This window comes from Acinetobacter sp. KB005, assembly GCF_049949095.1.
GTDB lineage: Bacteria > Pseudomonadota > Gammaproteobacteria > Pseudomonadales > Moraxellaceae > Acinetobacter > Acinetobacter calcoaceticus.
In genome coordinates this window covers 121,505-146,350 of record NZ_CP188191.1, presented here as the reverse complement: position 1 = coordinate 146,350, position 24,846 = coordinate 121,505, and the positions used below count along the sequence as shown (strand labels likewise).

General features: G+C 38.9%; 21 protein-coding genes and 5 tRNA genes. 16 read left to right on the top strand and 10 right to left on the bottom strand.

Features of this window, described 5'->3' with window-relative positions:
* Positions 1 to 20: 20 nt before the first annotated feature.
* The 5 genes from ACPF64_RS00730 (at position 21) to ACPF64_RS00710 (ending at position 641) form a co-directional block, all read left to right on the top strand.
* Positions 21 to 97, top strand: a tRNA-Asp gene (locus ACPF64_RS00730).
* 48 nt (positions 98 to 145) lie between these two features.
* Positions 146 to 222: transfer RNA gene (locus tag ACPF64_RS00725), tRNA-Asp, on the top strand.
* 88 nt (positions 223 to 310) lie between these two features.
* A tRNA-Val gene (locus ACPF64_RS00720) sits at positions 311 to 386 on the top strand.
* A 36-nt stretch (positions 387 to 422) separates the two neighbouring features.
* Positions 423 to 499: transfer RNA gene (locus tag ACPF64_RS00715), tRNA-Asp, on the top strand.
* Between the two features lie 66 nt (positions 500 to 565).
* Positions 566 to 641 (top strand) — tRNA-Val (locus ACPF64_RS00710).
* Between the two features lie 469 nt (positions 642 to 1,110).
* On the opposite strand, the gene ACPF64_RS00705 is transcribed toward ACPF64_RS00710, so the two are convergent.
* The 4 genes from ACPF64_RS00705 to yccS form a co-directional block, all read right to left on the bottom strand.
* Positions 1,111 to 1,896 (bottom strand): YdcF family protein, encoded by a 786-nt coding sequence (locus ACPF64_RS00705; protein WP_080027716.1) that lies wholly within the window; start codon positions 1,894 to 1,896, stop codon positions 1,111 to 1,113.
* A gap of 114 nt (positions 1,897 to 2,010) precedes the next feature.
* Positions 2,011 to 4,593 (bottom strand): PepSY domain-containing protein, encoded by a 2,583-nt coding sequence (locus tag ACPF64_RS00700; RefSeq protein ID WP_426455175.1) that lies wholly within the window; start codon positions 4,591 to 4,593, stop codon positions 2,011 to 2,013.
* Positions 4,594 to 4,749: 156 nt separating this feature from the next.
* A complete protein-coding gene (locus tag ACPF64_RS00695) occupies positions 4,750 to 5,325 on the bottom strand; it encodes an SdpI family protein (RefSeq protein WP_005036343.1) in 576 nt (191 codons plus the stop codon).
* 100 nt (positions 5,326 to 5,425) lie between these two features.
* The gene (gene yccS, locus ACPF64_RS00690; protein WP_426455173.1) at positions 5,426 to 7,600 is read right to left on the bottom strand and encodes a YccS family putative transporter; all 2,175 of its coding nucleotides are present in this window, start codon (positions 7,598 to 7,600) and stop codon (positions 5,426 to 5,428) included.
* A gap of 126 nt (positions 7,601 to 7,726) precedes the next feature.
* Here yccS and ACPF64_RS00685 point away from each other — a divergent pair, with 126 nt between their 5' ends.
* Positions 7,727 to 8,941: a multidrug effflux MFS transporter gene (locus ACPF64_RS00685; protein ID WP_426455171.1), complete on the top strand. Its 1,215-nt coding sequence runs from the start codon at positions 7,727 to 7,729 to the stop codon at positions 8,939 to 8,941.
* Between the two features lie 25 nt (positions 8,942 to 8,966).
* On the opposite strand, the gene ACPF64_RS00680 is transcribed toward ACPF64_RS00685, so the two are convergent.
* Complete coding sequence (locus ACPF64_RS00680) at positions 8,967 to 9,674, bottom strand: nitroreductase (protein WP_209831947.1); 708 nt, start codon at positions 9,672 to 9,674, stop codon at positions 8,967 to 8,969.
* 509 nt (positions 9,675 to 10,183) lie between these two features.
* Between ACPF64_RS00680 and ACPF64_RS00675 the strand changes: the two genes are divergently transcribed.
* The 6 genes from ACPF64_RS00675 to sbmA all read left to right on the top strand — a co-directional run bounded on the left by ACPF64_RS00675 (position 10,184) and on the right by sbmA (position 16,304).
* Positions 10,184 to 10,387 (top strand): hypothetical protein, encoded by a 204-nt coding sequence (locus ACPF64_RS00675; RefSeq protein ID WP_005036353.1) that lies wholly within the window; start codon positions 10,184 to 10,186, stop codon positions 10,385 to 10,387.
* A 184-nt stretch (positions 10,388 to 10,571) separates the two neighbouring features.
* A complete protein-coding gene (locus ACPF64_RS00670) occupies positions 10,572 to 10,712 on the top strand; it encodes a hypothetical protein (RefSeq protein ID WP_132071758.1) in 141 nt (46 codons plus the stop codon).
* Between the two features lie 99 nt (positions 10,713 to 10,811).
* Entirely contained in the window at positions 10,812 to 12,287 is a 1,476-nt protein-coding gene (locus tag ACPF64_RS00665; RefSeq protein ID WP_080027713.1) for an alanine/glycine:cation symporter family protein, read from the top strand.
* Positions 12,288 to 12,457: 170 nt separating this feature from the next.
* Positions 12,458 to 13,432, top strand: a complete 975-nt coding sequence (locus ACPF64_RS00660; RefSeq protein WP_003655311.1) for a patatin-like phospholipase family protein — start codon at positions 12,458 to 12,460, stop codon at positions 13,430 to 13,432.
* Positions 13,433 to 13,635: 203 nt separating this feature from the next.
* Positions 13,636 to 14,871 (top strand): threonine ammonia-lyase, encoded by a 1,236-nt coding sequence (locus tag ACPF64_RS00655; protein ID WP_045435365.1) that lies wholly within the window; start codon positions 13,636 to 13,638, stop codon positions 14,869 to 14,871.
* 236 nt (positions 14,872 to 15,107) lie between these two features.
* Entirely contained in the window at positions 15,108 to 16,304 is a 1,197-nt protein-coding gene (gene sbmA, locus ACPF64_RS00650; RefSeq protein ID WP_426455167.1) for a peptide antibiotic transporter SbmA, read from the top strand.
* Positions 16,305 to 16,344: 40 nt separating this feature from the next.
* Here sbmA and ACPF64_RS00645 read toward each other — a convergent pair whose 3' ends face one another.
* Positions 16,345 to 17,094 (bottom strand): DUF4850 domain-containing protein, encoded by a 750-nt coding sequence (locus ACPF64_RS00645; protein WP_426455165.1) that lies wholly within the window; start codon positions 17,092 to 17,094, stop codon positions 16,345 to 16,347.
* Between the two features lie 124 nt (positions 17,095 to 17,218).
* Here ACPF64_RS00645 and ACPF64_RS00640 point away from each other — a divergent pair, with 124 nt between their 5' ends.
* The 4 genes from ACPF64_RS00640 to ACPF64_RS00625 all read left to right on the top strand — a co-directional run bounded on the left by ACPF64_RS00640 (position 17,219) and on the right by ACPF64_RS00625 (position 20,440).
* Positions 17,219 to 18,283: a DUF1176 domain-containing protein gene (locus ACPF64_RS00640; protein WP_426455163.1), complete on the top strand. Its 1,065-nt coding sequence runs from the start codon at positions 17,219 to 17,221 to the stop codon at positions 18,281 to 18,283.
* Between the two features lie 39 nt (positions 18,284 to 18,322).
* Positions 18,323 to 19,093, top strand: coding sequence for a hypothetical protein (locus tag ACPF64_RS00635; RefSeq protein WP_426455161.1), 771 nt, complete (start codon positions 18,323 to 18,325; stop codon positions 19,091 to 19,093).
* A gap of 110 nt (positions 19,094 to 19,203) precedes the next feature.
* Positions 19,204 to 19,728, top strand: coding sequence for a hypothetical protein (locus tag ACPF64_RS00630; protein ID WP_056483336.1), 525 nt, complete (start codon positions 19,204 to 19,206; stop codon positions 19,726 to 19,728).
* Positions 19,729 to 19,852: 124 nt separating this feature from the next.
* The gene (locus ACPF64_RS00625) at positions 19,853 to 20,440 is read left to right on the top strand and encodes a hypothetical protein (RefSeq protein WP_171252348.1); all 588 of its coding nucleotides are present in this window, start codon (positions 19,853 to 19,855) and stop codon (positions 20,438 to 20,440) included.
* 84 nt (positions 20,441 to 20,524) lie between these two features.
* Here ACPF64_RS00625 and ACPF64_RS00620 read toward each other — a convergent pair whose 3' ends face one another.
* The 4 genes from ACPF64_RS00620 to gatA all read right to left on the bottom strand — a co-directional run bounded on the left by ACPF64_RS00620 (position 20,525) and on the right by gatA (position 24,797).
* On the bottom strand, positions 20,525 to 21,103 hold the full coding sequence (locus tag ACPF64_RS00620) for a DJ-1/PfpI family protein (protein WP_426455158.1): 579 nt from the start codon (positions 21,101 to 21,103) through the stop codon (positions 20,525 to 20,527).
* A 173-nt stretch (positions 21,104 to 21,276) separates the two neighbouring features.
* Complete coding sequence (locus ACPF64_RS00615; RefSeq protein WP_416660417.1) at positions 21,277 to 21,741, bottom strand: hypothetical protein; 465 nt, start codon at positions 21,739 to 21,741, stop codon at positions 21,277 to 21,279.
* 108 nt (positions 21,742 to 21,849) lie between these two features.
* Complete coding sequence (gatB, locus tag ACPF64_RS00610; protein WP_426455156.1) at positions 21,850 to 23,319, bottom strand: Asp-tRNA(Asn)/Glu-tRNA(Gln) amidotransferase subunit GatB; 1,470 nt, start codon at positions 23,317 to 23,319, stop codon at positions 21,850 to 21,852.
* Entirely contained in the window at positions 23,319 to 24,797 is a 1,479-nt protein-coding gene (gatA, locus tag ACPF64_RS00605) for an Asp-tRNA(Asn)/Glu-tRNA(Gln) amidotransferase subunit GatA (protein WP_426455154.1), read from the bottom strand. The genes gatB and gatA overlap by 1 nt, the downstream gene beginning before the upstream one ends.
* Positions 24,798 to 24,846: the final 49 nt, after the last annotated feature.

Sequence of the window (24,846 nt, the reverse complement as noted above, 5' to 3'; positions counted from 1 at the left end):
TTTACGTTAAGCTCTCAAGTGCAGCGGTAGTTCAGTTGGTTAGAATACCGGCCTGTCACGCCGGGGGTCGCGGGTTCGAGCCCCGTCCGCTGCGCCACTTAAGACTTAACATCGTTTTACCCCACAATTTCGATATTGTGAAAGTGCAGCGGTAGTTCAGTTGGTTAGAATACCGGCCTGTCACGCCGGGGGTCGCGGGTTCGAGCCCCGTCCGCTGCGCCACTTTTCAGTTCGAGTTGTGTTTGGAAGATGATTTGAGATGTAAAAATCTTATATCAAAAAATTAATGAATAATTAATTTTTCTTCTTGGGGCGCTTAGCTCAGTTGGTAGAGCGTCTGCCTTACAAGCAGAATGTCGGCGGTTCGATCCCGTCAGCGCCCACCATATATGTGACCATACTTTATTTTAAAGTATTGTAGTGCAGCGGTAGTTCAGTTGGTTAGAATACCGGCCTGTCACGCCGGGGGTCGCGGGTTCGAGCCCCGTCCGCTGCGCCATTCTCTTGATTCCCTTGTCTAGAGAATGTAGAGTATAAAGATACATTTGTTATCTTTTCTCATTAGGGGCGCTTAGCTCAGTTGGTAGAGCGTCTGCCTTACAAGCAGAATGTCGGCGGTTCGATCCCGTCAGCGCCCACCATTATTTCATTCCGAAAGTTAAATTTTTCTAATATTTAAATTGCTTATTTATCTATAATTCTCAATCTATATTTGAATTCTTTATTTAAGTCACTCTAAATTTAGTTGTTCTATTCTAAAGCTCAAAGTTTATATCTCCAATTGACTGAAAATCATTAGTTAAGTTATTTTTTATTTGGATAAATGACTTTTATGTTATTTAATTTGGGGCTATAGGTTTAAAACCTAACTGTGTTTAAAAGTGATTGCCTGAGTTGTAGACTAAAATTATTTCACCTAAAATTTTCTTAAAAAATTTATTTTATATTTCTATTGAATAAATTTTTCTCATATTAAATTTGCCATGTAATGACTCAAATAGAGTTTTATATATTTCATAAGCTTACTAGATCTATTTCTAACCAATAACAATACTTTCTTGCGTAAAAAAAACTGCTATTTTTTAATAGCAGTTTTGAAATAAGTCATTCTTAATATTCGTTAAAAAACCATCCACTTGCAAAAGCAAAATATTCTCGTAACCAAGAATTGTAGCGAGTAGCTAATGGTGTTTCAGCCGCCACTGTATAAACTTGTGTATAACCTTGTTTTTTAGCAATAGCTGCTGCTCGTGGAGTGTGGAAATCGCTTGTCACAATAGCAATCGGTTGGTCGAGGGTAATGTGGTGCTGTGCTAATAGTGGTTTACTATTCATTAGATTGAGTTCAGTACTTGTACTTTTATCTTCAAGTATCATTCGTTCTTTTGCTAAATGATAATGTTGTTCTAGATAACGCGACATCACTAATGCTTCGCTTTCCTTTTCTGAAAAATCAAGACCTCCCGTTACAACAACTTTTGCTTGGAGCTGTTTTAGAGCAATAGGGGCGGCCGTATCTAAACGTTTTGCAAGAGTTTTGGATGGTTGACCATTTTCAACGCCACTACCTAATACAATGATTGCATTTACTGGAGGCAGATTTTGACTTGTCTCTTTATTCTCTTTAATAAAATCAAAGAAATAGCCTAAGCTAATTAGCCATATCCAGAGGCATAACCATCCAAAACGCCAAAGTGTGTGTAAGCGATAGTGATAGAAGAAGAAACGCTCTAAATGATAATAGAATAAAGAATAGAGGCAGAAGAAGGCGCCCAAAATTAAAGGGATAATTGTGCCGACATTAATTTTATTGAGACAAATTAAAACTAATCCATCTAGAAATAAAATCGAACCAATGATTGCTAGGAAAATACGGATCCACTTACTGACTTGCATTGTGTTTACAGTTGCAATTTAAATTGCAGACAGTGTATGCAAAATCATTTTGAATGCAATAAAAAACCGAGTAAAGCAACTGTGCCATTACTCGGTTTTCTGATTTATTAGCCTTTAATAAACATCACGGCGATAACGGCCTTGTTGTCTTAATTCATCTACCTGTTCATCACCTAGAATTTCAATCAGTGCTTGGTCGACTCCGCTTGCCATGCCATCAATACTACCGCAAACATAGAGAACAGCGCCGCGCTCTATCCAGCTTACTAATTCTGCTGCATTCTGACGGATTACATCTTGAACATACACGCGTTGTTCTTGATCTCGGGAAAATGCTAAATCTAGACGTTTTAGCATTCCTGTTGTTTGCCATGCTTCAATTGTTGATGCATAGAAGAGATCACATGCGCTTTGACGTTCACCAAAGATTAACCAGTTTTCAGTGTAATCATGACGAGTACGTGTATGTAACAGGCTCATTAAACCTGCAATACCGGTTCCGTTACCAATACAAATAATAGGGCGGTTGTCATCAATAAGATGGAATGATTCATTGGTACGAATACGCAAAGCAACGTCATCATTGACTTGAGTATGTTGAGTCAGCCATCCAGAACCTAAACCTAAGTTACCAGACTCATCATGCTGTTGACGAACAACTAAACGAAGTACTTGCTGAGAAGGAATACTCGCAATTGAATATTCGCGTGTTGGTAGAGTTGGGAGCTGTTCCAATAAATGATCTAGATTAGCAAATGGTTCAATTTCACCAGTTAAGTTTTTATTCCAAAGCGCTTTCTCAATTGGAATCTGTAATGAGTCAACTTTGGCATTTTTAAGAATATGATGCTTCTGCAAGAATGCATGAATACGTTCAGGGCTATTACCTGGCTGAATTTCAGCAATATCACCAGCTTGCCATATTGCTTCGTGCTTTGCGTTAAGCTCAATATTATAAGCAGGTTGCCCTAAGCTATTTGGATTGAGTAAGTCACGTTGTTGTAACTTCCATGTATCAAAAACTTTTTCTAAATTTACAGCGTGTAAATCTAATTTAGTTGCTTTCGCAAGTGATTGATTCCAATTTTGAATATCCGATAGGTTTACATTATCAACTTCAATTGTATTAAAGAGAGCATGAGCACCATTAGTTTTAAGCCAAGCATCTACTGCATGACCAAAACTACAATATGTATCAGGATATTCTTTAGAACCTAGCGCCAAAATAGCATAGTTCATGTGCTTAAGATCTAGATTTGCTTTTAAAAGCTTTTTAGCAAAGCTTGTAGCGAGGTCAGGAGCATCACCAGTGCCGTATGTACTGATTACAAATAAAACCTGCTCATGCTGCTCTAAATCAGATTGTGTTAGCTGCTGTACAGGTTTAATCAGAACTGGTTGATGAGCTTCTTGTAAACTTGTTGCTGTACTCCAAGCAAGTTGTTCTGCTACACCAGTTTGAGTTGCGTAGGTAATAAGCCAAGGCTTTGCATTTGGATCAATGTATTGCCCAGCTAAAGACTGACGAGCTGCCTGTGTTAACTTTTTCTGTTTGCGGCGTTTAACATAAAGCATCAACCCTGTAACAAAGAATAAAGGCATTGCCAATGACGCAAGCATCGCAACGAATTGATAAATTGGTCCAAAGAAGCTACCACGGTGTACAGGTAACATACTGCTCATGATTTTTTGATTAAGCTTTTTATCTTCGTAGAGCTCCATCTTTTCGATAGTGCCAGTTTGATAATTATAAATGGCTTGGTTGCGTGCACGTTCGTGTTGGGGGGTAGCATCGACAAAGCTTAACTCAATTTTTCCATCATCTTTTTTAGGTAGGCTTAATGTTAGTGTCGAATAATCACGGCCGACCTGACTATTGAATCCACTCCATGTTTGATTAAGTGCTGTAATGAGCTGAGTATTATCTAATTGAGGCTCTGATTTTTTATCAGTATTATGCTCAGATCGTTTATTTTGTTGCATTCCTCGATTTTGAGGGGTAGGGCCATGACCTTGTGGTTTGGGTTGTTCAACGCCCATCACTTTGAACATGCCACTACGCCACCAGTCATAAGACCAATATAGACCTGTACATGCGAATAGTAGATAAAAAACAATTACCCATGTCCCAACAACAGCATGTAGATCCCAAATAAAATTTCGGCCTTTCAATTTTGGTTTAACCGCGAGCCATTGACGGGCAGAATGCTTTTTAGGCCAGCGTAAATATAATCCACTCAGTACAAAGTAAATTAACATGAGCGCACAAGCACCAGTAATTTGCTTGCCAACTTCACCTGCGGTTAAATTACGATGAATTTGTTGTATTAATAACAACAGTTTTCGGCCTTTAACATCGGGCAGAACCTGAGCGTTATAAGGATTAACCATCATATTATAGCCACGGCGTTCACCTTCTTTTTCAATATTGACAGTAGAAGAGGCGGTCGGATCCTTGGCAATCGTAATGCTATTAATTTTAATTTCAGGCTGAGTCGTATTGAAATGTTGATATAGCTGAGCAGGGGTTAATTTTGGAGTGCTTTCAGCTTGAACAACATAACTATCAGAATTTACCCATTTTAAAATTTGTTGGTCATAAGAATAAATTGCACCTGTTACACCCATAATGGATAAGATTAGGCCAGCAGTAATACCCAGAAACCAATGAATTTGAAATAAAATTTTTTTAAACATGGTCGAAAATGTGAATATGATGGAGATCTTGTAACGAAGTATAGCCGAAGATTGAGTAGATAATATGGATTTTGGAGATAATATTAATTTTCATTATCATTTGTTTTTACTGCAATAAAAAAACCTCCATAAGGAGGCTTTTTATGAAATCAGAACTTACAGAGTTTTCGGTTCGCCTACAGCTTCTTTTAAATGCGTGCGAATCGTATTGAACGAGAAGTTTTTAGAATCCATGCGCTTAGGTAAAATATAAGCACCTTGTTGTTCTTGGCCTTTTGGATCTTTTACTTTGAAATTTACCAAGATGAAATCAGGTCCATTGTACCATTCGTAGATATTTTTCCATCCAATTGTACCAACGCCTTCTTGTTGGCCCATTTTTTGGCGCATCACAATACCATGAGGCTGCACGCCTAAACGAATACCTTTGATTTCCTGTACCGGAAATTCATTCATTTTGCGTTTAACGTACCATTCTAATCCGTATTTACGACCTAGGTAGTAAAGTACTACAGCGACAATAGCAACCCAGCAAAAAACAGTAGAGTAGTTCTTAATAAAAATAAGACCTAATATAGCTAGGGCTAAAACTACACCCATAATTGCCCAAATTTTTGTGCTGATTTTATTGGTGCTGCGCCAGATAAGAAGCTGTGCATTACGTTGTTCAGCTTCTGACACGTCATATGGAACAGGCTGAAGCGTATAAGCGTATAAAGTTTTCGCGGTCATAGTGCAAATAACAAATTGTAAACTGTTTTAAGTTTAGCACTAATTGGCATAAGTCAGGAAAGGATATTATGCCAATTTAATACTAAATTCCGACTCAAATTTATAATGATGCAAGCTCACTGGCATCATTATCAAGATCATGACTTAGACGTTGTTTTAACATACTAAATCGGTTCAGCACACCAAGCATGAGTGAGAGCTGCTGTAAAATAATGAGTGATTTTTGGTCATTTTCATCATTTTGGCTTAGACGCTGACGTATCGTTTGGAGCATATTTTGTGCTGTAAGATCAGGCATCTCATCTCTTAATAGAGCTCCTTGAATATCATCTAGCGCTTGGTCTAATAATTTAAGGACAGCTTGATCCTGAAGGCTTTCTCGATGTGCCCCAAGTGCCGCGATATAGCTTAAAAATGTATGGTTTAAACATAAAAATTCAAAAATATCGGATTTACGAGTTGGGTCAAAGTCTGGCTCAGTCGCTAAAGTGGAAATAAGTGAAGCAACTTCAGCATCTGTATTGTGTGCAGCTCGACGTACAATACGATAATTCAGCGCATGATTACGGCCTTCATGATACTGTTTCACAACTTCAGCTAAATAATTACATTGAGCTTGTAATGAACGTCTGATGTTGCGAGGTAAACGACGGAACTTCCAGTCGGGCCAAATAAATGTCACGCCAAACCAAGCTAAAGCACATCCAATTAAAGTATCTACAAATCTAGGAATAGCCGCAGCCATTGCCGAACCATCTAGATTAAAGTTAATTAATGCCAATATTGTGATAAAGGCAGTTGCCTGCGCATATTGTTTACTGCGTAATTCAAAAAACAGAACGCCACTTAATATCAACATGAATAGTTGCCCTTCGGTTGAAGGAATTAAGAAGATAATCGCAAGACCTACAATAATCCCAACTAATGTTCCGACAATTCGTAAGCGTAAGCGACGTTTGGTTGCGTTGAAGTTAGGCTGGCTTACAAATAGTGCTGTAAGCATAATCCAGTAGCCATATTCAATATTGGTCATTTGAATCAATACATATCCGATAAAAAGAACAATTGAGACGCGAATTGCATGGCGGAACAGCACAGATTCAGGAGTTAAATTCTGTTTTATTCGAACAACAATATCATTCCATCCTTGTAAATCATCATCTTTAAGCTGGTTCTCGGCTTGTTTTACTTTATCAGATTGAATGTGTTGTTCCGTTTCTAAGTTGAGTAACTGAGAGTCGATAGATTTTAAGTTTTGATATAAAGCGAAAAGTGCATTTACCCATAAAAGGTCATAATGCTGATCACGACGTAACTTTTCTAATGAGAGGCGTAGGTTTTCAAAGCTTTGTTTAAACCTTTTATTATGGTTATAAGGTTTACGTTGCAAAATACATTCATTTAACTCTTGGCAAGCTTTGCCTTGAACCGCCAAAATTCGCTGGAATCTAAATAAAATATCACTGTGCTGAAAAATTTTGGCTAACTTTTGATAATCGATATGAGCGGAGTCAGCACGCTCATGAATGTCTTGAGCGACAAAATAATAATGTAAGCTTCGGCGTGTATCTTTTTGTCCGCGGTCGCCTTTTAAACGAGTTAATAAAGCTGTTTTTAAGTCGTTAAAAATCGTAATTAACTTGCCGTTTTCTAATGACAGTTCGATCATACTTTGCTGATAGCTTGCAGCAGTCATATCTACATCAAACAAATTTGATTTTGCAAAGAGAAAATCACCTAGGGATGCATAAGATGCAGCCAGTTTGTCTTGTAGTTGTCGAACTGGAAATAGTACAAAACTAATAGTTGCAATTAAGCCATACCATGCAGCACCTGCAACTAAAAGGGCTGGTTGAATATACCAGTGGTCGAAGAGATGAACACCTAGCATGGTATATACTGAAACAACCAAACATCCATAAGAGATGGTTGCGTAACGACGTCCTAATGAACCCAGTAAAATCCAGCCAATACACGAAGCAATCAATCCCAAAGCAAAAGCCATTGGGTAGGGGAAAAGTAATTGTACGGAAGCGGCGGTAATGAAGAACCCAATATAAGTATAAATCAGGTTCATGATTCGTACTGAAAAGCGATCATCAATATCGCTTAAACCGGCTGCAACCACACCTAAAGTAAGTGGAATTGTTGCTAATTGATAGCCCAGAAAATAAGGCACGAAAGCAGTTCCTGAAAAGGCTATCAGCATTCGTACGTTATACATAAATGTTGTGTTATAAGTCGCTCTTTTTAGGCGTTTAAACCAAGATTTCAAAGGAAGTCCTTGCTGATCAACCTGAGGATAAAGGATTTGTGTATTTCTACACCAATGTTGCACAAATCATACGATAGACAGTGTAAGCTTGTCTGTATGCAAATGATTGAAAAATGAAATATCGTTATGTCTGAACAAACAGCCCAGCGTCAATACTCTATTGGCTGGATTATGTTGCTCGCTTTACTTACGGCTTTAGGGCCATTATCCATCGATATGTACTTACCTGCTTTGCCACAAATGGCGCATGATTTTGGGGTAAGTACACAAATGGTGGCCAATACACTACCAGCTTACTTTTTTGGTTTAGCTGTTGGGCAGTTGGTTTATGGTCCTCTAAGCGACCGGATTGGTAGAAAAAAACCACTTTATTTTGGCCTCGCACTTTATGCAGTCGCAAGCTTATTTTGTGTATTGGCTACAAATGAATGGGGCTTGATTGCTGCTCGTATTTTGCAAGCTTTAGGTGGCTGTGTTGGTGTGGTTATGGCCCGTGCAGCAATACGCGATAGATTAGATGTTCAAGGCTCGGCACAAGCTTTTTCAAGCATGATGATTGTCATGGGGTTAGCACCTATTTTGGCACCTATGATTGGGGCATGGATTTTAATTTGGTTTCCGTGGCAAGCGATTTTTATTGCGCTTTCAATCGTGGGAGTCATATGTTGGCTGTGCGTACATTTCTTCTTTAAAGAGACCTTGGCAATCGATAAAAGACTCAAGCTGTCACCGTATCAAGTTGTTACTCTATATGGGGCTATTTTCAAAGATGCGAGTTTCCGCTTACCTATGTTTGCAGGCTGTTTAACAGGGGCGGCGCTATTTTGTTATATCAGCTCAGCACCAGCAGTTTTTATGGATCAATACGGACTGAATCAGCAAGAGTTTGCTTATGCCTTTGGATTAAATGCTTTTGGCATTATGTTGATGTCATCTTTAAATAAGCATTTAACATCACGTGTTGAAATCACTAAGCGGTTAAAGGCCGGTTCACTTGTACAAGTGACTGGAGCCATTATCGTATTTATTGCGGGTTTAATTCCTGCTGCGCCTTTATGGCTTGTTATGTTAGGGCTATTTTTAGCTATTTCAGGCATTGGTTTAACAGGACCAAATGCAATGGCACTAGCAATGTCCAAACAAGGTGCCCGTGCAGGAACAGCCAGTGCAATTATGGGAAGTATGCAATTCGCTTGTGGCCTCTTGGGTGGCGTGCTGCTTAACTTCCTCATTTGGTCTGCATCGCTCAACATGGGCGTGATGATGGTGTTATTTACGCTGAGTGGGTTCGTTGTCGTTTTAAAAGCGGCGCAACAAGTAGAAATCAAGCCATTCTCATAGTTTTAAAAGAATGGCGACTTAGATCTTATTCGTCTAGAAAAACTGCGAAATTTTCGACAGGTTCTCTAGGTGTAATGAAGGTATTTACAATGTGATTAGGATCAGCATGACCTAACGCAATTGCACAAACTAGCTCTTCATCATCTGATGCACCCAAGATATCTAAAACAATAGGGTGAAAATGGTTCCAAGCTGCTTGTGGGCATGTATCTAAACCTCGTGCCTTGGCAGCAACCATCACGTTTTGGATCATCATTGCGATATCCATTTTAGACCCGATTCCCATGGTTTTATTTACTGTAAAGAAAAGGCCAGCTGGTGCATCAAACAGTTTAAAGTTACGTAACTGTTGTTCAGCCATTTTTTCTTTTTCTCCCTTTTTAATTTCGAGTAGACCATAGAGTCCCCAACCATTTTCGCGGCGGCGGTCAATAAAAGGGGATATCCATTTTTCAGGGTAATAGGCAAAAGTTTCTTTATATTGTTCTGCAAGTTCCGGGTTTTTTGAAACTTCGATTTGTGCTGCACAGACACGTTCAACCATTTCATTACGCTTGTTGCCTGTTATTACATAGACTTTCCACGGTTGAGTATTTGTTCCAGAAGGTGCTCGACTTGCGACTTGTAATATATCTTTAATAACTCCTGACTCAATTGGAGTATTTAAAAAAGCGCGGACAGAATGTCGAGAAGTGATAGCTTCATCAACGAGACGAACTTGTTCCAGATTCATGAGATACTCCTATATCTTTGTCTTAAATATTTTCATACTTTTTGAAGCTTAATTTCATGTTTTGAAAGTACTTCATTTATAAGCAAAAAATATTAGAAAAGAGATATTCTTACAGGTATGATAATTTAATTAGTTTAGACATATTGTCTGATTAATCATAATTCGAATATGCCACTTTAGATTTAAATAGACAAAATAGTATGATTTTGTCGGTTATAAAAATAAAAGCATAACAGTGAGTGGGTGAAAAACATTCAATTGAAAAAAAGGTATAATATGTTTAAAAACAGTACAAAACGGGTAGTTTTATATAAAATATGACCATTTTTTATATAAAATTTTAATGAAAAATATACACAAAACTTTAAATTTCTGCATAATACCGACTTTTTTACGCAGGTATGATTTCTCCATACTCACGTTAGGAAATAGTGGCTGCAAACAAAATCCCTTTACAAAAAGGATTTAGGTGCAGAAATGGAGAAATACACGAGGTATAGGAGCTTTACATGAGTCTACCACTCATCAACAAGCAGTTCATGAAACAAGGATTGGCGATTACCATTGCAACCATGAAAATGAACGTAACTCACGCAGCTACTGAGCCACAAAAAATACAACAGCTTAGTACAGATCTAAACGCACTCTTCTTTGATCATGGAGAAAAGGGCGCAGATAGTCGCGTTATGGCGATCGCTTGTTACAGTCTTTGAAATTTATATCCAGTTTAGACATTTGCTCAAAAGTATATGTAAATATGCTTATTGGCTTAAATCCAGATTTTGTATAACTCGCTTAATTGATGGGAATCATTAGACGAGTTTATTTAGCGGTGGTCATTTGTTAGTTTCCAAGTTTGTAGCTGAGTCGATGCATACTGTTTTTCCAAAAGCGGAAATTTTCAGTAGTGCAATGATATTATTTTGTCTGAAGGTCGCTTTCTCTCATGCAACCTTCAAAGGCTTAGTGTTGGGCATGATGTTGCTTAAACTTGTGACGATAATTGCTATTCAATTGACATTAAAAGTTTTTTCTTGAATTTACTGAAAAGTCCCGGTTTCTAGGGGCTTTTTTGTTTATTGCAGTATTTTGGCATGTGCTTTTAGCACATTAGCAAGGAACGTAAGCGGACCGAGTATGAATGAACAACTCAATGCCACACTGATGTCGTGGGTAAAATTTTTTAATGATCCTTTATGGGACTTTTTGGTTATTTTCTTGCTGGCTGTAGGTGTTTTTTATACGGTCTTAACAGGAGCAGTGCAAATTCGCATGTTCTTGCAAAGTATCAGAGTGATGAAAAGCAGTCGTACAGAAGGCGAAGATGAGCATGGTCTTACACCTTTTCAGGCGTTTGTAACAGGCCTTGCGAGCCGTGTTGGGGTAGGTAATATTGCTGGTGTAGCAATTGCCATCGCAATTGGTGGTCCTGGTGCAGTGTTCTGGATGTGGGTAACAGCTGTTCTTGGTATGAGCTCTGCTTTTATTGAGTCTACGCTTGCTCAGCTATTTAAAGTTAGAGATAGTAAGACTAAACAGTTCCGCGGTGGACCAGCCTACTATATTACTCAAGGTTTACGCAGTAAAACCTTTGGTGTGGTCTTCGCACTTGCATTGATCTTTACCTACGGTTTTGTATTCAACTCAGTTCAAATCAATGCGATTGCTAATGCATCTTCACATGCTTGGGGTTGGGACAAAGCTAATCTTATTGCTCATTTCGGTGGTGTTGATCTAGAAATTTCATGGGTTGGCCTTGCTCTTGTAGTTTTAGTGGCATTAGCAATTTTTGGTGGTATTAAGCGTATCGCTAAATTTGCAGAGATGTTTGTACCTTTAAAAGCAGGTCTTTACCTAGCCGTTGCTCTATATATTGCAATTAGTAACTATGCAATTTTGCCTGATATTTTAAAGTTGATTGTGACTGAAGCTTTCAATTTTAATTCTGCAGCAGGTGGTTTCTTTGGTGCGGCAGTGTCAATGGCAATGATGCAAGGGATTAAGCGTGGTTTATTCTCTAACGAAGCAGGTATGGGTTCTGCACCAAACGCAGCGGCTGCGTCTGATGTAAAACATCCTGTAAACCAAGGTTTGGTACAAATGCTCGGTGTATTTGTAGATACTTTCATTGTATGTACAAGTACTGCAATCATTATTTTGGTTTCTGGCGTTTACCAAGATGCGGGTTTTGTCGGTGTTGAATTAACACAACGTGCCTTAGAAACTCAAGTTGGACATTGGGGCTCAGACTTCCTTGCAGTTCTATTATTCTTATTCTGTTATTCAGCTGTACTAGGTAACTATGCCTATGCAGAAGGTAATGTACAGTTTATTAATAACAATCCGAAAGTAATGTTCATCTTCCGTATTTTTGTATTGGTGATGGTGTACTTCGGTGCGATTGGTAGTGTTCCACTCGTTTGGTCTATGGCTGACTTGTTTATGGGTATCATGGCAACCATTAACTTGATTGCAATCTTATTGTTAACGCCGATGGCACGTACATTATTGAAAGATTACCGTGAACAATTGAAAAAAGGCATTAAAGAGCCTGAGTTTAAAATTGATAAGTATCCAGAATTGAAGAAAAAAGTTGATTCAGATATCTGGTAAGTTAAAAAAAGGCCTCTTATAAATAAGGGGCCTTTTTCATAGGGGGATCGATAAAATACTTGAGTCTAAATTTTAAACATGACAAATTAAATAAATTCGATACAGCTTTTCCCAAGACTAGCAACTAAAATTGCAATCCGAACTTAAACCTCATAGTGCGAATATAGGCCATGAAACAGCTTAAATTGTGGGTTCTCGGACTCTCTATGGTGTTGGCAGGATGCCAGACCACTACACACTTGTCTGCTGCTCTAAAACCGCAAACAGCGGAGGCTTATGCTCGCTCTGTCGATCAGCCATTTGCACGAATTAAAAAACAGCAAAAACGTCCAGTTGTTGCGCTCGTATTGGGGAGCGGTGGAGCACGAGGTTATGCTCATATAGGTGTCATTGAGGTTTTGGAACAACATGGTATTCGACCAGATTTTATTGTAGGTACCAGTGCTGGTAGTATTGTTGGAGCACTTTATGCAAGTGGTAAAAGTCCTTCTGAATTACGTGATACTGCATTAAAAATGAAAGCTGGCGATGTGCGTGATATTAGTATCGGACTAAAAGGTTTTTTTGATGGCAAAAAAGTAGAAAACTACGTTAACGAGCAAGTAAACAACATGCCACTCGAAAAAATGAAAATCCCAATGTATGTGGTTGCAACCGAATTAAAGCATGGCACTAAAACTGTGTTTAACTATGGCAATACTGGGCAAGCCGTAAGAGCCTCGGCTTCAATTCCCAGTATGTTTGTACCGACTAAAATCGGTAAATCTGAATATGTCGATGGTGGTTTAGTGAGCCCTGTACCTGTTGAAGTCGCTCGCGATTTAGGTGCTGATGTCATTATTGCTGTTGATATTTTAGCTCAGCCTATTTACACAGAAACATCGAATGTCTGGGGGCTGTTTAACCAGAATATTAATATTATGCAAGGTCGTCTAGCAGCGGAAGAATTACAATATGCGGATGTTGTTATTCAGCCAGATTTAAGAGAAAAAGCGCATATTTTTGATGTGAAAGGTCGTGAAGCCACTATGAAATCTGGCATAGATGCAGCTAATGCCAAACTTTCCGATATTCAATTTGCTATTGATGAAAAAATAGCTGAACAAAATCTATCTACGGATGGCTTGAGCGCACAAACCCAATAATTTAACGTTAATCTTTTGAAAATTAAATAAAAAGCCTGAGCAGGGCTTTTTTTATGCGAGTTTAAATCCTTAATTTTTGGAATAAAAATTTTTGTATATTAGGTACATGTTGGATATGCTGAAAACTCTGATGACTAATATGAAATATTGAGGTCATTTTTTAAAAATAATTGATTTGTAATGTATTGAGGCTGACTAGATAAATGATACAGCAACAGGTTAAAAATGGGTTTCCAACATTAGATGATGTTCATGCTGCCGCAGAGCGTTTGGAAGGTTTAGTCGTAAAAACTCCTTTTGTTTTCTCAGAAACCATTTCTAAAACCTTAGGGGCTGAGATGTGGCTGAAATTTGAAAACTTACAATTTACAGCTTCTTTTAAAGAGCGTGGGGCACTGAATAAACTGTTGTGTTTATCTGACCAAGAAAAACAACATGGTGTTATTGCAGCTTCGGCAGGCAATCATGCGCAAGGCGTAGCGTATCATGCTCAGCGCACAGGGGTAACAGCGACCATCGTGATGCCGAAATCTACGCCTAATGTAAAAGTACAGCGAGTGCGTGAATATGGGGCACGAGTGATTTTACATGGACAAGACTTCTCAGAAGCTGCTGCTGAAATGCACCGTGTTGCACAAGAAGAATCTTTAACGATTATCCACCCATTCGATGATGCAGAAATTATTGCAGGTCAAGGAACAATTGCGCTTGAAATGCTTGCAGCTGTACCTGATCTAGACATTTTAGTTGTGCCTATTGGTGGTGGTGGCCTAATTTCAGGTATTGCGATTGCTGCAAAAGCCATAAATCCAAAGATTAAAATTATTGGGGTGCAATCAGTCGTTTACCCAAGTATGGCAAAACTACTGTGCAATTATCAGCATGCAGTTTCAATGGGTTCTACAGTTGCTGAAGGTATCGCGGTAAAAACTCCGGGTGAGCTTACGACTCAAGTTGCTAAAGAATATGTCGACGATATTGTCGTTGTCACTGAAGACATGATTGAAGAGGCAATTGCGCTGTTACTCAATATTGAAAAAACAGTGTGTGAAGGGGCGGGTGCGACAGGTATTGCTGCGATTATGTCTCGTCCAGATCTATTTTTAGGCCATAAATTAGGTGTAGTGCTGTCTGGTGGCAATATTGATACACGCGTTATGGTTTCAGTATTGCAACGTCATTTAACGCGTACAGGGCGTATGGTTCGTATTCGTGTTGAATTACCAGATAATCCGGGTGCTTTAGCTCGTTTAACCGCAATTATTGCTGAGCAAGGCGGTAATATTTATGAACTTCGCCATGAGCGTTTTGCGGCAACAAGCCGTGCGAAAGAAAGTGCCGTGAGTGTTGACGTTGAGCTTAAAAGCGCTTCAGACCTAGATCTGCTCATTCAGGCAATGCAGTTGGAAGGCTATATTGTTCGTAAAGAAGAGATTTAATCTCTGAAATTGCTGTGTTATAAAAGCCGTATATGGCTCTATCGAGGGTCATATACAAGGTAATTTAAATGGATTAAATTGCCAAAAGGGATGAATTTACAAAAAAACGATCAAATCCTTCAATGAAACGAGAAAAACTGACAATTCTCTAAACTTTATCCTTCACAATTTTAAGGTTTAGGTTTTAGTATTCTCCTCATTGTAAATTTGAAGAAATATAAGGATATCCGCGCTCAATGTTCAAATCATTTTTTCCATCACCACGATATTTCTTTATATCTGCGGTCATTTGGCTCGCGTTAAATATGGTGCTCTGGTACACAGGCGGAGATCACTGGGGTGAGTATCTAGGCTTTCCTCATGGTTATGCTGAAGCTGAATTACCAGTTGGTGTAAACCGTTTTTGGTCACCTGCTTTTTTATGGTTTTATCTTTGGTTTTTAGTCTCTACCGCTCTCTTTGCTGGCTTTTGGAAAATTATTTCCAATAACCCATGGCAGCGTTGGTCTATATGGGGCTCGGCATTTATTTTGTTTAATATCTGGTTTGCTGTTCAGGTCAGTGTTGCGATTAATGCATGGTATGTGCCATTTTGGGATTTAATTCAAAAAATGCTTTCGAATGGTGGGGGAAATCTTTCGGCACTTTATAGCGAGACCTTAGTGTTTCTTTATATTGCAATGGTGGCTGTAACTCTGGCCGTGATTAATGCTTTTTTTACCAGCCATTATGTATTTCGTTGGCGTACAGCAATGAATGAATATTACACTGAGCACTGGGAAAAGCTACGTCACGTTGAAGGTGCTTCACAGCGTGTGCAAGAAGATACCATGCGCTTTGCAACTATTTTGGAAGATTTGGGTGTTGAGCTGGTAAAGGCAATTATTACACTTATTGCTTTTTTACCTATTTTATTCCAACTGTCTAAATACGTTCCTACATTACCAATTATTGGAGAGTTAGATCATTCTTTAGTATGGGCGGCAATAGTCTGGTCAATTTTTGGGACCGTCTTATTAATGGTAGTAGGTGTAAAGTTACCAGGGCTTCAATTTAATAATCAGAAAGTAGAGGCGGCATATCGTAAGGAATTGGTTTATGGTGAAGACCACGTAGATCGGGCAAAACCCGCTACCTTACGTGAGTTATTCAGTAACGTACGTAAAAACTATTTCCGACTTTATTTCCACTATGCATATTTTAATATGACAGCGATTTGGTATGGGCAACTTGATATTTTGTATAACTTGGTTGTCCTTTTCCCATCAATTGCTGCTGGTAAGCTCACATTAGGTTTAATTCAACAAATTGCAAATGTATTTGGACGTGTACGTGAATCTTTCCAATATTTAATTAGTTCATGGAAAACAATTATTGAACTACTTTCAATTTATAAGCGTTTAAAAGCCTTTGAATCGATACTACACAAATAAAAGAAAGCCCGCGAAAGCGGGTTTTTTTATGAGTTTTGGTTTAATGAGTTGCGTTATAAAAGTTGAGAATAGGGCCAACTAAAGATTGTTGCGATTTATCTAAGGTCACTTGAATCTCTTTATAGTTAAACGTGTCTTCGTCGTAATATTTCGCAATACCATGTGTTTTATTATTGAGTTGGGGAATTTGATAACTAAAAAAAGCTATTTTTTTAGAGGGATGAACAATATTGATCAGTTTTTTAGGGTCTTTATATCCACCAAACTCATTTTCAATACTTTCTTTTAACAGTTCAGGAAAGTAGAGTGTTGCATTTGGCAATCCACATCCAACACAAAATGAAGAGTCATAAAGTTCTATTGCTTGTTTTTGATCTGGACTCATTATTAGAGCAAAACCACTACCGTTGGCACCTGCATTTGCTTGCACATCTTGCCAATTTCTAGGTACAAGCACTAACCCTGTTTCAGGTAGTGCAAGAAGCTTAAGCTGCTTGGCATGTTGAGCATCAAGCTTAAAATTAAAGCGGCAATTTTTTAGTGTGCATTTTTCAAAATCTTTAAGCAAACCATCATCTGTTGGGCTCAGCGCAGTAACACCATAAAATGGCACGGTAATACCATTTAAAAATTTTGCTTCTCCGAGAGCGTAGAACTGATTATCTGCTTTGCGGGTTGCAGCAGAGCTATAAAACTTTGGGAAATAGGGAGTAAAGCTTTTTACTTCGGCATGTGTAATTGAAGCTGTACTCACTAACGTGACACATAGTAAAAAATATAGTTTTTTCATTTTTAAAAAGTAATCATTTAAATTTTCTATCAACCTAGCATATTCTTTTAAACTAGACGGTAACCCAAAATTTTATACTGTTTTTAACTTAATAATAAAAACAGATCTATAGAGACATGAAAAAATGAAAAAAATGCTTTCAATCTGCTGTTTAGCACTAATGAGTTCTTATAGTTTTGCTCAAGACATAAAAGGCATTTCATTTTCACATCAAGAGTGGGAAATCTCGTGTAGCAATACGGGTACATGTAAAGCCGCAGGCTATCAAAGTGAAGAAAATGGTGATAATCCAGCGTCGCTGCTATTAGTACGTAAAGCTGGCCCAAAGCAATCTGTACAGGCTGAATTTGCTTTATCAGACTATGAGCAAAGCTTGCCTGCAAGTCAGCTTAAAAATATCCACTTTTATGTGAATGGCAAAGATTTAGGCACTGTCACTGTGGATGGTGTCGAGCTGCCATTAATGGGGAAACTGAATAACTCACAGATCAACGCTTTACTCCAGCAGTCAAAGCAGAAAACTGAAATTATATTTAAAAATGCGCAGCATGAATGGACCATTTCCGATGCAGGAATGACTGCTGTGTTGCTAAAAATGGATGATTTTCAGAAGCGTATCGGAACTGTTGGTGCTTTGGTCAAAAAAGGGCCTGCTAATGAATCAAAAGTGTTGGCAGCCCAACCCAAATTAATTGTAAAGCATGTCAAAACAGCGGCTAAGCCATATTTGACGTTGCAACCAAAAAGTAAGTCGTATCAATCTGTTTATCATAGTTTAATGTCAGCTCAAACGAACCCAAAAGAAGAAGGATTTTGTGAAGGAATCTATGGTAGTAGTGATGGAGCTGAACCACAAGAAATCGAGCTATATAAATTGACCAATAATAAAGTTCTGGCGACTACGTTGTGTTGGAGAGGTGCTTATAACGAAGGGTATGGTGCTTGGGTACTTGATGAGTCTTTGACTGGTAAAGCAACGTTTGTGACAGAAACAGCTTCTGATTTTGATAGTGGCATTATTAGTAGTGCTCAAAAGGGAAGAGGTGTTGGAGATTGCTGGGCGAGCGAGGAATGGGTGTGGGATGGTCAGAAGTTTGTACATACGAAAGATATGTGGACAGGCATGTGCAAAGGCTTGGCAGCAGGGGGCGTGTGGGAGCTTGATAAAATTGAGTCTATTGTCAAATAGCTTAGTGGTCGACTAAAAATATTTTTAGGAAAAGAATAAATGATTAAAAGGAAAATAGAGATAGCTTTCTTGGTTGTGGCTGCAATGTTTGCTTGTTTTGCCAATCTTGCTTTTGCTGCACCTTTAGATATTTTAGAGTTTAAAAAAACACAATTAAGCCAAAATGAGCAGGACCAAGTTTGTATACAAGTTAAAAATATTTGTGAGCATCCTGATCAATGGCGGGTTTTAAAAACAGCAGATCAGAAGTTATGGCTTCTGTCAGGTAGCGATATTATTCAATTTAATCACTCTGCGGCGGGGCTCAAAGTATTGAGACAGTGGCATGTAGATATTTCTAATCAAAAGGAAGGCACATCTGATGGGCAATTTATTTTTCCCAAGCTTTTTCCTATGACGCAAAACCGTTATGCCATTGCTGTAATCGACTCATTTTCTGAAATGTATTCAGGAGGCGGTGCAAATATTGAGCGTGCTAGTTTTTATGAGTTAACTGATTCTGGAAAGCCCCACCAGTTTATTGCGAACTATGCATTTAGTTTTAGTCGGATGATCAGAGCCTGTTTTTCTGAGCAAGACTATGAAAGTTCCAAAGGGAATTGTCATGATGAGGATTCTTTAAGTCTGGATATTCGTCCAATCAAACCGTTATTGTGGCAATTCCGCTATCGTTATAGCTTAGGTGTATCACCAGCCTCAGATTCAGGTGAGAAATCATATAAGGGCAGTAGAAACTTAAATATTGACTTAAATAAAGCACCAGAACAACCGAGCATTCCTGAAACATGGAATTATGCTGGAATGGGTTAAGGATTAAATCAGTTGATAAATTTGAAGAAGTAGACGATTTACAGAGTCATAACAGGTAACTCCACTCGCTCTGTGATACAAAGAACAGATTGTTTATTGGAGCTACACCTATGTCACGTCATGTTTATGCGATTGCCCGCCGTAAGTTTTCACATTTGAGCCGTTCAGTTTGTATGGCTGTTGCTGTACTAGGTACAACACAAATTGCGATGGCTGGCCCAACGGTCGATCAGTTGAGTGACTGTTTAGTTAAGGCCACAACCACTTCAGACAAGACCACTGTACTTCAATGGACATTTACGGCTTTAGCTGCCCATCCAGACTTAAAAGCATTTAGTAATGTAACACCCGAGCAAAAAGATCAGTTAGATCAAAAACTGGCACAGGTTTTACAGCGGGTGATTGTAGAGCAGTGTTCTGCCCAAACCAAAGCTGTGATTCAAGCGGAAGGTGTTAAGGCTGTTGGAGAGGCTTTTCAGCAGTTAGGTCAAAGTGCTGGCGAAGATATTGTTAAAGACCCCGCAGTTAAACAGCAGTTGCAGGGTACATTACGCTATATCGATTTAAATAAATTAGTGACAACGTTTTTAACACCAGAGATTTGGAATAAGTTGGGGATGTTAAGAGGGAAGTAATTTGAAGTTGTCCTCTATGAATCCTTTAAATAGAGAAAATTAAAAAATAGCAGTGCGTATACCTTGTATAAGTAATGCTGTTTGTTAAAATTTGCATCAAATTTTAGTTCATTCTTATAAACCTATGAAAAAAATACTGATTATTCTTTTAGCTACGCTGCTTGCAGGGTGCACTGCTGGTGTTGTGAACCAATCAAAAAAACTAATAGGCCATAAATTATATCAAGATTCAACAGCGAATTTAGCAAGTAATATTCGTATACAACAAGGTCAAAATTTCAGTGTGAGATTATATCCAAATGGATGTATGACCTCGATGCAACCCAAGTTTTTGATGTCACCAGAAGTTGAAAGTATTGGTGCATTAGGTGGTGACATTCGCTACAAACCTAAAACGTTAAATATGCCTTATCCACCTAAAAACGAACAATTTGCTGAATTTAAAATACCAGCAGAACGTTTTATTGCTTTAAGTGCATATAAAAGTTATCACACAGGTGCAGAATTACGTGGTTGTAGTGTAGATGCCATTTATAAGTTTGCTTCAAACAAGAACTATGAACTGCTTGATCATAAAGGTGGTGCTCAATGTTCCTTGGAGGTTCAAGAAATTTTGTCTAATGGTGAAAGAATTGAGCTTAAACCATTAAAGTATTTACGTAATATAAATGAGTGGGCTGGGTGCGATGCGCAGCTTGAAGGGCTCAACTAGGAATATGTTCACTGAATATAGAATAAAATTTGTCTGTACAAGATCAAGCTATCTTGTACAGATTTCATTTGATGCTTTACTTCTCTAAATACTAATCGTCGCACCTAAAACTTTCACAAATTGCGCTAACCAAGCTGGATGTGCAGGCCACGCAGGCGCAGTCACTAAATGTCCATCCGTAACAGCTTCGGTCACGGTAATATCTGCGTATTGCCCACCAGCTAATTTTACTTCGGCAGCACATGCTGGATAAGCCGAACACAAGCGGTCTTTTAGTACGTCTGCCGCAGCAAGTAACTGAGCGCCATGGCATACCGCTGCAATTGGTTTTTTCACTCTATCGAACTCACGCACAATTTCGATAACACGTTCATTCATGCGTAAATATTCTGGTGCACGACCACCCGGAATGACTAAGCCTACATAGTCTTCAGTATTAACCGCCTCAAAATCATAGTTAATGGCAAAATTGTGACCGCGTTTTTCGCTATAGGTTTGGTCACCTTCAAAGTCATGAATAGCAGTAGCAATATGGTCGCCGTTTTTTTTATTTGGGCAAACAGCATGCACGGTATAACCTAAACCAGTTAAAAACTGAAAAGGAACCATAGTTTCATAGTCTTCAGCGTAGTCACCGACCAACATTAAAATCTTTTTAGACATGATTTATCTCTCTTTTTTTAAAATATAAGTTATCTAAATTCTTAATTTAAATTAGCACAGTCACTGTGTCATTTTTTAGAAAAAAGTGCATTCTTTAGTCGAAGGATGTTTCATAAGTGATGTAAAAAAGCCCCGATAAATCGAGACTTTTTAATTTTATCAGGTCTGTTTTTTTATAACTCGCAAGCTTTACCTTCATATTCATAACGGTTGACGATGTACTCTTTACCATTCCATCGATAAATAGCAAAACAGAAGCCTGGCCCCCCATTTTCAATATCAAGCCAACCATCTTTGCCTTTAGTTTTCAAAAAGGTAGGTATGCCAGAGTCACTAAATAGTTGTTTCCATTTACCATTTTTTTGTTGTGAAATAATATGGTAGCCAACGCCAGTATTCCCATAGCACATACTGCTACTATCTTGAATAACGGCATCTTTACGGCCATCACCATTTAAATCGTTATAAATGATAATTTCACCCTGATTGCAATTTCCTGCCCAGCCATTTTTTGTTTTTTTGAAATTTGCAGCTTTAAAAATAGATGCTACTTCATTCTTTGGAACTGGAACAGTTTGAGCAAAAAGTGTCGAGTTTATTAATAATAAAGAAGTCGTAATAAGTAATTTATTTATCATGGGGAACCTATCAGCATGGTTTTAGCTTAAAAATTATTTTGGATTGATTGCATTTTTAAATAGATAAAAACCCGCTCTAAAGCGGGTTTTTCTAAAAATTGAATTAGCTTAACCAATCAATTTTTTCATTAATTCATTCACTTGAGCAGGGTTGGCTTTACCCTTAGATGCTTTCATGACTTGACCTACAAGACCGTTAAAGGCTTTTTCTTTACCAGACTTGTACTCTTCAACCATTTTTTCATTGGCTGCAAGTACTTCTTTGATGATTGCTTCAATCGCACCAGTGTCAGTTTCTTGCTTTAAGCCTTTTTCCGCAATAATGTCATCGGCAGATTTACCTTCCGATTCCCACATAAAGCCAAAGATTTGTTTTGCAATCTTACCGCTAATAGTGTTATCCACAATACGTGCAATCATGCCGCCAAGCTGTTCAGCAGAAACAGGAGAGTCAGCCAAATCTAGGTTTGCTTTGTTTAACGCACCTGAGAATTCGCCCATCACCCAGTTTGCAGATACTTTACCTTGTGCAGCACCGCCCGCAGCAGCCACAACAGCCTCATAGAAGTCTGCCATTTCGCGTGAGAGCGTAAGTACATGTGCATCGTACTCAGTTACACCAAAGTCTGCGATAAAGCGTGCACGGCGTGCAGCAGGTAGCTCTGGAAGCGCAGCACGAGCAGCTTCAATTTGCTCATCTGCAATAATCACGGGTAACAAGTCTGGATCTGGGAAGTAGCGGTAATCGTTCGCTTCTTCTTTCGAACGCATTGAACGCGTTTCCATTTTGTTTGGATCGAACAAACGTGTTTCTTGGTCGATGCTTCCGCCGTATTCCAAAATTTCCATTTGGCGTTCAATTTCAACATTGATCGCTTGCTCGATGAAACGGAATGAGTTGAGGTTTTTTAACTCACAGCGTGTACCAAATGGCTGTCCCGGACGACGTAAAGACACGTTACAGTCTGCGCGGAATGAACCTTCAGCCATGTTACCGTCGGAAATACCTAACCAACGCACAAGTGTGTGAATTGATTTGATATATGCCACTGCTTCTTCAACTGAACGCATGTCAGGTTCAGAAACGATTTCAAGTAAAGGTGTGCCAGCACGGTTTAAGTCAATGCCAGACATACCTTCAAATTGGTCATGAATCGATTTACCCGCATCTTCTTCAAGGTGAGCACGAGTTACACCAATGCGTTTGGTTGTGCCATCTTCAAGCTGGATGTCGATGTGGCCTAAGCCAACAATCGGGTTATCCATTTGGCTAATTTGATAGCCTTTTGGAGAATCTGGGTAGAAATAGTTTTTACGTGCAAACACAGATGCTTGATCGATGTATGCATCGATACCTAAACCAAAGCGAATTGCAAGATCAACCACTTTTTCATTCAAAACAGGGAGTACACCTGGCATTGCCAAGTCTACAAGGCTTGCTTGCGTGTTTGGGTCTTGACCAAATTCAGTAGATGAACCAGAGAAAATTTTAGAATTGGTTGCAAGCTGAGTGTGAATCTCGATACCAATAACGACTTCCCAACCGTCAATCAATTTCAACTTTTGAGCTTCAGCCATTATGCATTCTCCTCAGCAATTGCCGCACGTTTGGTATGCCAGTCAGTGTTTTGTTGGTATTGATGAACAATTGACAATAATTGTGATTCTGACCAGTAGTTACCAATTAACTGTAAGCCGACAGGCAAGCTGTCTTTGTCAAAACCAACAGGAGCATTAATCGCTGGTAAGCCTGCTAAGTTCACTGCAAGTGTATAGATATCGCCTAAATACATTTCAGTTGGACTTAAGTTTGCACCAATTTTATAAGCAGTCGTTGGTGCAGAAGGTGCAGCAATCACATCCACATTTTCAAATGCTTTTAAGAAGTCTTGTTGAATTAAACGACGTACTTTTTGAGCTTTTACATAGTAAGCATCGTAATAACCAGCAGAAAGCGCATAGGTACCAATTAAGATACGACGTTGTACTTCTGGACCAAAACCTTCTGAACGTGAACGCTTGTAAAGATCCATCAGGTCAGCTGGGTTTTCACAACGGTAGCCATAGCGAACACCATCGTAACGAGACAAGTTAGAAGACGCTTCTGCTGGTGCGATGAGGTAATACGTTGGTACATAAGCTTCAGTCATATTGAGATCAATCTCAACAAGCGTTGCGCCCATTTCTTCAAGCTTTTTCAAAGACTCTTCAACGCGTGCTTTTACGTCTGCATCTAAGCCTGCAACGTTAAAGTACTGTTTAGGAATACCAATACGTAAGCCTTTTACAGATGTGCCATTTAAGTTCGCAACGTAGTCATCAACTTCTTTTTTAACCGAAGTCGAGTCTTTTGCATCATGGCCTGCAATTACATTCATCAGGTAAGCACAGTCTTCAGCAGAACGTGCCATAGGGCCTGCTTGGTCTAAAGATGATGCATAGGCAATGATCCCGAAACGAGATACACGACCATAGGTTGGTTTTAAGCCTGTTAAGCCACAGAAAGAGGCAGGTTGGCGAATTGAGCCACCAGTGTCCGTACCTGTTGCAAAAGGCGCTAAATCAGCCGCTACAGCCGCAGCAGAGCCACCAGATGAACCACCAGGAACATGATCAAGTGCCCATGGGTTGCTGGTTGCACCAACATACGAGCTTTCAGAAGTTGAGCCCATTGCAAACTCGTCCATGTTCACTTTACCTAAAGTGACAAGACCAGCTGCTTTAGTTTTTTCCACAACAGTTGCATCGTAAGGAGAGATGAAGTTGTCTAGAATTTTTGAACCAGCAGTTGTTTTAATACCTTTGGTACAAAAGATATCTTTATGAGCAAGAGGAATACCCGTTAGAACGGTTGCATTACCTGCCTTTAATACAGCATCAGCCGCATCAGCGTCGCGAAGCGCTTGTTCAGGTGTAACCGTCACATAGCTTTTAACTTGTGAATCGAGTTTCGCAATACGTTGCAAATAATGTTCAGTCAGTTCGCGAGATGAAAACTTCGCTTGGCTTAAGCCCTCAGCAAGTTCACGAATTGATAAGCGATGTAAATCAGTCATGAGTAAAATTTCTTTACATTCAAAATAGGGAAGATGGGTTAATTGAGTA

Coding starts and splice junctions, on each gene's coding strand:
- ACPF64_RS00640 (WP_426455163.1), top strand. CDS start 17,219: ATGAAAAAAATGCTTTCAATCTGCTGTTTAGCACTAATGAGTTCTTAT.
- ACPF64_RS00675 (WP_005036353.1), top strand. CDS start 10,184: ATGAGTCTACCACTCATCAACAAGCAGTTCATGAAACAAGGATTGGCG.
- ACPF64_RS00630 (WP_056483336.1), top strand. CDS start 19,204: ATGTCACGTCATGTTTATGCGATTGCCCGCCGTAAGTTTTCACATTTG.
- ACPF64_RS00680 (WP_209831947.1), bottom strand. CDS start 9,674: ATGAATCTGGAACAAGTTCGTCTCGTTGATGAAGCTATCACTTCTCGA.
- ACPF64_RS00655 (WP_045435365.1), top strand. CDS start 13,636: ATGATACAGCAACAGGTTAAAAATGGGTTTCCAACATTAGATGATGTT.
- gatB (WP_426455156.1), bottom strand. CDS start 23,319: ATGGCTGAAGCTCAAAAGTTGAAATTGATTGACGGTTGGGAAGTCGTT.
- ACPF64_RS00635 (WP_426455161.1), top strand. CDS start 18,323: ATGATTAAAAGGAAAATAGAGATAGCTTTCTTGGTTGTGGCTGCAATG.
- ACPF64_RS00625 (WP_171252348.1), top strand. CDS start 19,853: ATGAAAAAAATACTGATTATTCTTTTAGCTACGCTGCTTGCAGGGTGC.
- sbmA (WP_426455167.1), top strand. CDS start 15,108: ATGTTCAAATCATTTTTTCCATCACCACGATATTTCTTTATATCTGCG.
- ACPF64_RS00685 (WP_426455171.1), top strand. CDS start 7,727: ATGTCTGAACAAACAGCCCAGCGTCAATACTCTATTGGCTGGATTATG.
- ACPF64_RS00700 (WP_426455175.1), bottom strand. CDS start 4,593: ATGTTTAAAAAAATTTTATTTCAAATTCATTGGTTTCTGGGTATTACT.
- ACPF64_RS00660 (WP_003655311.1), top strand. CDS start 12,458: ATGAAACAGCTTAAATTGTGGGTTCTCGGACTCTCTATGGTGTTGGCA.
- ACPF64_RS00705 (WP_080027716.1), bottom strand. CDS start 1,896: ATGCAAGTCAGTAAGTGGATCCGTATTTTCCTAGCAATCATTGGTTCG.
- ACPF64_RS00665 (WP_080027713.1), top strand. CDS start 10,812: ATGAATGAACAACTCAATGCCACACTGATGTCGTGGGTAAAATTTTTT.
- gatA (WP_426455154.1), bottom strand. CDS start 24,797: ATGACTGATTTACATCGCTTATCAATTCGTGAACTTGCTGAGGGCTTA.
- ACPF64_RS00645 (WP_426455165.1), bottom strand. CDS start 17,094: ATGAAAAAACTATATTTTTTACTATGTGTCACGTTAGTGAGTACAGCT.
- ACPF64_RS00615 (WP_416660417.1), bottom strand. CDS start 21,741: ATGATAAATAAATTACTTATTACGACTTCTTTATTATTAATAAACTCG.
- ACPF64_RS00695 (WP_005036343.1), bottom strand. CDS start 5,325: ATGACCGCGAAAACTTTATACGCTTATACGCTTCAGCCTGTTCCATAT.
- ACPF64_RS00620 (WP_426455158.1), bottom strand. CDS start 21,103: ATGTCTAAAAAGATTTTAATGTTGGTCGGTGACTACGCTGAAGACTAT.